Genomic DNA, 4,412 nt, shown 5'->3' with positions numbered 1-4,412 from the left:
CGTATCGCGGGTGGGCGGTGAGTCGCTCGGTCAGCGCCCAGCCCGCCGCCGCCAGGTCGGCGGTCAGTCCCTCCAGATGCGGCCACGGCCGCTCGGGGTTGACGTGGTCGGGTGTGAGCGGCGAGATGCCGCCCAGGTCGTCCACCCCCGCGCCGATGAGGGCCAGCACGTCCTGCCGGTCGACCAGGTTCGGCGGGGCCTGGACGGCGACCCGCGGGTCGAGCACCAGGCGCGCGACGGCGATCGCGGCGAGGAACTCGTCGGTGTCCGCGTCGGCCGAGTCGCGCATGGCGGTGTCGGGCTTGGCCCGGAAGTTCTGGACGATCACCTCCTGGAGGTGTCCGAACTCCCTGGCCAGCCCGGCCAGCGCGAGCAGACTGTCGGCCCGCTCGGTCCTGTTCTCCCCGATCCCCACCAGGATCCCCGAGGTGAACGGCACCGCGAGACGCCCCGCGTCGGTCAGGGTGCGCAGCCGCACGGCCGGGTCCTTGTCCGGGCTGCCGTGGTGACACGCACCCGGGGTGGTGAACAACCTCGTGGCCGTGGTCTCGAGCATCATCCCCATGGACGGTGCGACCGGCTTGAGGGTGGACATCTCCGACCAGCTCATCACGCCGGGATTGAGGTGCGGCAGCAGACCGGTCTCCTCCAACACCCGGATGGCCATGGCCCGGACGTAGTCCAGCGTCGAGGAGAAGCCGCGCGACTCGAGCCACTCCCTCGCCTCGGGCCACCGGTCCTCCGGTCGGTCGCCCAACGTGAAGAGCGCCTCCTTGCACCCGGCCTCCGCGCCGCGCCGGCACAGGTCCACCACCTCGTCGGGGTCGAGGAACATGCCTTCGCCGGCGGCCCGGAGTTTCCCGGGCACGGTGACGAAGGTGCAGTAGTGGCAGCGGTCGCGGCACAGGCGGGTGAGCGGGACGAACACCTTGCGGGAGTACGTCACCACCCCCGGACGCCCCTCGTCGAGGAGGCGGGCGTCGCGACGCGCGGCCGCCAGCCCGGTCAGCCGGACGAGATCGTCTCCGCGCGCGGCCAGCAACACCGCCGCCTCGGTCACGTCGAGGGTGAGCCCGTCGGAGGCCCGGCGCAGCGCGCGCCGCATGGCCGAGGGCGTGGGCTCGGGATCGACGGGCGTCAGGGCGAGATCCATGTCCGTGATGATGCCCCACCGGGGCCGGGAGGTGGAGGGCCGGTGCTGCGTGGGAGGTCACGGGCGTGCGGAACGGGACCGCGCATTAGTCTGGGCGGCATGCCCGATCCCGCCCGTCCCCTGCGCAGCAACGGCGATCCCCTGGTGTCCACACCCCCCCGTGGCGCCGGTGGCGCCCACGCCCTGCGCGAGCCGGCTCCGGCGACCGCCACCGAGGACGTCCCCGACTCCGGGGAGGGTCTGCTGACGTCCAACCGGGTGCTGGTCACGGCTCCGCGGCACCGGATCTCCCCCCGCACGCCGGTGTTGTGGGTGATCGAGGGGATCTGGTCGTGGGCGATCCTCGCCGCCCTGCAGGTCGGGTGGTACTTCTGGGGCGACAACGTGATGGGGTTCTGGAACTGGGTCGCGCTGGCCGCGACCGTCCCGTTCGCGTTCATGTCGATCGTGGTGGCGCCGTGGTGGCGCTACATCGTGGCCCGCTGGGACGTCTCGGACACCGCGGTGTGCTCGCGCAAGGGCTGGTGGACCACCCAGTTCCGGATCGCCCCATTGGCCCGCCTCCAGACGGTGTACACCACCCGCAACCTGTTCGAGCGCTGGTTCGGCCTGGCCACGGTCCACGCCTCCACCGCCTCCGCGCAGGGCACGGTCGAGATCAGGGGGCTGACCCTCGCTGATGCCGAGGCCCTGGCCCAGCACCTCATCGCCATCGCCAACCTGGACTCGGAGGACGGGACGTGAGCGGACCGGGCGCCGCGACCGGGGTGACGGCGGGTCCGGACGACGACGACGACGAGGCCGGCTCCTCCGTCGACACCGCACGGGCCCCGGGTTCCGACCCGACGGAGGAGGACACCGCGGTCGATCGGACCGACGAGGCCGGACAGGTCGACCCGGAGGCCCCGTGGGAGCGGTTGTCCTGGCGGATGCTGCTGGTGGATCCCCTGGGGATGCTCACCCGGTTGCTCCCGCTGTTCCTCATCTCCCTGTGGCTGGGCTCGAACCGCAACAACTACTGGTTCGAGATCGGCGTCATCTCACTGATCGTCCTCGGCAGTCTGCTGCGGTGGCTGTCCACGAGCTATCAGGTCGGCCGGACCCACATCATCCTGAGGAAGGGCTTCTTCAGCCGCAACGTGGTCACGGTGTCGCGCCAGCGGATCCGCAGCGTGGACACCGAATCGGATCTGTTCCACCGGGTCATGCGGGTGTCGATCGTCGAGGTCGGCACCGGCCGCGCGGACTCCGGGAAGTCGGACGCCGAGCGGTTCCGGCTCAACGCCATCGACACGGCCCAGGTCGAGCCGCTGCGCGACGAGTTGCTCAAGCACCGGCGTGCCCTGGACCCGACGCTCAGCGAGGAGGACGAGGAGCAGTGGGGGTCGAAGTACGGTGAGGACATCTCCCAGTGGCGCGTCACGTGGGCAAGGTTCGCGCCGTTCTCCTTCATCGGGTTCGGCGTGCTCCTGTCACTGTGGCTCATCACCTGGCAGATGGGCGACATGCACGACCGCGTCATGGACCTCGCGGTGGTCGAGGCGGCCGTCTCGTGGCTCGATTCCCTCGGACAACCGTGGACCCTGGTCGGCGAGGCCGTCGCGATCTGGGTGGTGGCCGGCGTCCTGGCGATCATCACGTACGCGATCCGCTACGGGAAGTACGCACTCACCGACCGTGGGCAGTTGCTCTACGTCCAGAACGGCATCCTGCGCCGCAAGCACCAGGCGTTGGACAAGGCCAGGCTCCGCGGGGTCGAGATCCGTCTGCCCGTGTACCTCCGGCTCCTGGGCGGCGGCCGGCTCGAGCCCATCATGACGGGGACCAAGAAGGGTGCCGCCGCGTCGACCCTGCTGCCGCAGGCACCCATCAAGGACGTCCGCCGGGTGGCGATCCGCATCCTCGGCGACCCGACCCCCGTCACCGTGCCTCTGCGACGTCACCCGTGGAAGGCCGCCCGGCGGCGGATCACCCGCGGACTCATGCCGTTCTGGATCGTGGCCGGTCTCATCGTCCTGGTCCGGATCGACTCCGGTCCCTCGGCCGAGATCTGGGTGCGGTGGGCGATCCCGGCGGCCCTCGTGTTCTTCCTCGCGTTGTCGGTCGACCGGATCAGGATGCTCGGCCACGCACTGCTGCCCGACATGCTGGTGACCTCGCACGGGTCGTGGACCGCCAAGCGGACGGTGCTCGAGGCGGACGGGATCATCGGATGGACGGTGACCCAGTCGGTGTTCCAGCGCTCGGCCGGGGTCGCCACCGTCTCCGCGGCCACCCCGGCGGGCAACGGCGTCTACTCGGTGATGGACATGGACGCCGACGAGGCGTGGGCTCTGGCCGAGGCGCTGACCCCGGGGATCACGGACGTCTGGAACCACGAGGGTGACCCCGACGTGCGTTCCTCACCCTCGATGGGTATCCGGGCGCAGTGATCGACCCAGGGTCGCGACCCACAGCGGGATGAGACCGCCCACCAGCAGCAGCGCCAGGCCCCGCAACCCGATCGGGACCGGCATGTCCCCGCCGGGACCCAGGTTGAGCGCCACCAGGGTGAGGATCCAGATCAGGGCCGGGAACACGGCCACGATCGCGCGTTCGGACCAGGCGGAGGTCACCCGCACCAGGAACAGCGACCACGCGCCGGCCACCAGGATGGTGAACGGGGCCGGGACCGGGCCGACATACGCGGTCAACCAGGCGACGGTGAGGACACAGCTGGTCGCGGCCCCCACCGCGAGCATCAGCAGCGCCACGCCGAGCTCCACGGCCGAGGTGGTGCGCGCGACGGCGGTCCGGCCGGTCACCGGGACTCCCCCACGAGTCCGTCGAGAAGGTGTGCGGTGCCGGGCGGGCACTTGACGTAGGGGCCGTCGGGGTCGACGAGGTCGTGGGCGATGTACCACTCGACCTCCGAGACCGGCTGCAGCACCCCGTTGGTCAGTGCGAGGAACCACGGATCGGCATCCGTGCCGGGCACCAGTTCCAGCTGGGTCGCGTGCCCGGTCAGTGCCTCCAACTTGGCCGCATAGGTCGCGTCGTCGAGCGGCACACGGTGGGTGAGTCGGGAGTCCGGCACCGAGGGAAGCTCGGACTCCCCCGCGTGCCGCAGGTGGCCGGGTGGCGCGGGGTGCCGTCGCGAGACGTCCGACCGGGCGGTCACCGTCCACGCCATCCGCCGGGGCCGGTGGCCGGCCTCGTCGAGAGCGGCGCGGACGACCTCGTGGACACGGATGTGATCCGGGTGCCCGTACCCCCCGCG

General features: G+C 71.3%; 5 protein-coding genes. 2 read left to right on the top strand and 3 right to left on the bottom strand.

What is annotated here, in order from left to right:
• A partial coding sequence (gene cofG, locus G6028_RS05695; RefSeq protein ID WP_182658298.1) for a 7,8-didemethyl-8-hydroxy-5-deazariboflavin synthase CofG occupies positions 1 to 1,153 on the bottom strand: 1,153 nt, incomplete at its 3' end.
• Positions 1,154 to 1,252: 99 nt separating this feature from the next.
• Here cofG and G6028_RS05690 point away from each other — a divergent pair.
• Together G6028_RS05690 and G6028_RS05685 are read left to right on the top strand one after the other, a co-directional pair.
• Positions 1,253 to 1,897 carry a PH domain-containing protein gene (locus G6028_RS05690; RefSeq protein WP_182658297.1) on the top strand — a complete coding sequence of 215 codons (645 nt, stop codon included), beginning with the start codon at positions 1,253 to 1,255 and terminating at the stop codon, positions 1,895 to 1,897.
• Positions 1,894 to 3,585, top strand: a complete 1,692-nt coding sequence (locus G6028_RS05685) for a PH domain-containing protein (RefSeq protein ID WP_182658296.1) — start codon at positions 1,894 to 1,896, stop codon at positions 3,583 to 3,585. Before G6028_RS05690 ends, G6028_RS05685 begins: the two co-directional genes overlap by 4 nt.
• Here G6028_RS05685 and G6028_RS05680 read toward each other — a convergent pair.
• Both G6028_RS05680 and G6028_RS05675 read right to left on the bottom strand, forming a co-directional pair.
• Positions 3,556 to 3,957, bottom strand: a complete 402-nt coding sequence (locus G6028_RS05680) for a hypothetical protein (protein WP_182658295.1) — start codon at positions 3,955 to 3,957, stop codon at positions 3,556 to 3,558. The two genes, G6028_RS05685 and G6028_RS05680, sit on opposite strands and share 30 nt — an antisense overlap.
• The coding region (locus G6028_RS05675; RefSeq protein WP_479682421.1) for a PIG-L family deacetylase at positions 3,954 to 4,412 on the bottom strand (459 nt) is incomplete at its 5' end. The genes G6028_RS05675 and G6028_RS05680, both read right to left, overlap by 4 nt.

Origin of the sequence: Dietzia cercidiphylli, assembly GCF_014145145.1 — a bacterium.
Classification (GTDB): Bacteria; Actinomycetota; Actinomycetes; order Mycobacteriales; family Mycobacteriaceae; genus Dietzia; species Dietzia natronolimnaea.
Note: the sequence above shows the minus strand (reverse complement) of the source record. Positions and strands in the feature narration are given on the sequence as shown.